The sequence below is a fragment of the Candidatus Aegiribacteria sp. genome (assembly GCA_021108005.1).
In the GTDB taxonomy this organism is placed as follows: domain Bacteria; phylum Fermentibacterota; class Fermentibacteria; order Fermentibacterales; family JCC-6; genus Aegiribacteria.
Genome location: JAIORS010000135.1, coordinates 1 through 2,030, shown reverse-complemented (window position 1 = coordinate 2,030; position 2,030 = coordinate 1). Strand labels below are relative to the sequence as shown.

Sequence of the window (2,030 nt, the reverse complement as noted above, 5' to 3'; positions counted from 1 at the left end):
CAGCTGTGATTTATGATGTGAAGGGTGAAAAAACGTAGAATCGTTCAGATTAGGTAAAGGTAAGAAGAGATAATAGTCTGGCTCCAACCTTGACAGAGTTGTGATCACTATTGACGTAACTGGATTGCACATGATAGTAGTTGAGCGAAGAGGTTCACGGAGAATATAGTGTCTGCTATTCAACCGGAGTGAAGCATGAACATATTTGAAGAATTCAGAAAGATCGTAAAGGCTATTGAAGTCAATAACCTGAAATATGCTTTAGTCGGTGATGTTGCGCTTTCATTTCATGATCAACCCCGATTCACAAAAGATATCGATTTACTATTGAGCCCGGACGATATAGATAACTTTGCTGATGTTCTCTTAAAGCTTGATTTCTTTGTGTCTGCAGTTCCCTGGGCTTTTAAAAATGCTGATATTACTTTGCACAGATTTATTAAGATTGTGGGGGAAGACCATTTACAGCTGGATGTTCTAGCAGCAAATAGCGAGCGATCTCAACAGATTATTCTGAAGGCCTTAGATGCAGAATCGGAATATGGAACGGTGCGAGTTGCATCAGTTGAAGATCTTATTTGGATGAAACGAAAGAGGAATTCTGATCAGGATCAGGTAGATATCAGAATGCTTGAGAAAGGAAAGAGTGAAACGAATAGATAGAGTGCTTAAAGAGCTCAGTTCACTCTATGAGTTTAACAAAATGATAGCATTGTATAAATTCAAAGATTATGGGAATCTCCAGAAAATCAAATCCAGTAAAACTGATTATGAATCTCCTTCAGCTCTTCCGTCAATGAAATCGGGGAAACAGCATTGATAACGAATCGGTGGACTAGTTTTGCCTCTCCTGGAGTCCTTTTGCGGATACTTGTTCTTGTTACGGCGACATCGCTTGCTGTTGCTGATTCAGAAAGTCTGGTAGTGGCTCTTTATCCCGGAGAGTATGAAATAGTTCAGGGTTCTGGCGGTCAGACAATTGAAATGGAAAACTTCAGCCAGCTGATGGAGCCCGGAAAACCTCTTCTTCCCATGAAGAGGTTCCAGATTCTGCTTCCCCCGGGCGCCAGAGCGGTCTCTGCAAACGTTATTAGTTCCAGCTCTGCTGAGTTACCACTTGAGTGTGAGATCCAGCCATTCGCGGGATTTCTTCCTCTTCCGGGCTCACCGTATCTTGAAGAAGAGCTGGCCAGACTTGATGAAGAATGGCAAGCCAACTATGAAACAACATACCTAAGTGACAACGCATATCCACACCGGATTGCCTGGCTTTCCGGAGCCGGTACTCTTCGCAAATACTCTTATGCATCGATAGCTTTCTGCCCGATCACCTATCATCCGATTTCCAGGCGGCTTATATACCACGATCGTGTTGATGTAGCCATTAACTATACACTGCCTGCTATCGGAAGTGCTGAAGCACAGCATATCGAGCAAATGCTTGCAGACTGTGTTGCAGATGAGAGGGCTCAGGAGCTTTTTTTCAATTACCTCGAATTTGCCGGTGAATACACTTCCAGCAGGATTGAAGCGTCTTTGGACGATGTGTACGATTATGTCATCATAACTACCAGCGATCTGGTCGGTGCCATTACATCATCCACTTTCCCCGCATGGAAGGCGGAACTCGGATACAGTCTGAAAACCGTTCTGATAACCGACTCTTTGATTGCAGATCAGCCGGGTTGTGATCTGGAAGAACAGATAAGGAGCTTCCTCAGGGAGTATTACGGGCCTTGGGGAATTGAATATGTCCTTTTTGTGGGTGACTATGCCACAGTCCCGATGCGTATATGCTATCCTGACCCGTCTTTCCACGTATACGATCCATCCAATCCCGGTCTTATAGCGCCCGGTACGCCCACCGATTTTTACTACGCCGACCTTTCATACCCTGATTCCGTGTCTTGGGATTCTGACAATGACGGTTATCCAGGTGAGTACGATCAGGATCTTCCCGACTTTCTTCCGGAGATTTATGTGGGAAGGATACCGGTGAATGACACCGGTCGTATCACATATACCCTCAA

The 2,030-nt window shown here is 44.6% G+C and carries 2 protein-coding genes; both read left to right on the top strand.

Annotation, left to right across the window (positions count from 1 at the left end; genetic code table 11):
• The first annotated feature begins 195 nt into the window (after positions 1 to 195).
• Entirely contained in the window at positions 196 to 663 is a 468-nt protein-coding gene (locus K8S15_08125; protein MCD4775999.1) for a nucleotidyl transferase AbiEii/AbiGii toxin family protein, read from the top strand.
• 198 nt (positions 664 to 861) lie between these two features.
• Positions 862 to 2,030: hypothetical protein (locus K8S15_08120; GenBank protein MCD4775998.1), on the top strand; the 1,169-nt coding region annotated here is incomplete at its 3' end.

What these genes read in the sequence shown, in the direction of transcription:
- K8S15_08125 (MCD4775999.1), top strand. Translation starts at nt 196, where the DNA reads ATGAACATATTTGAAGAATTCAGAAAGATCGTAAAGGCTATTGAAGTC.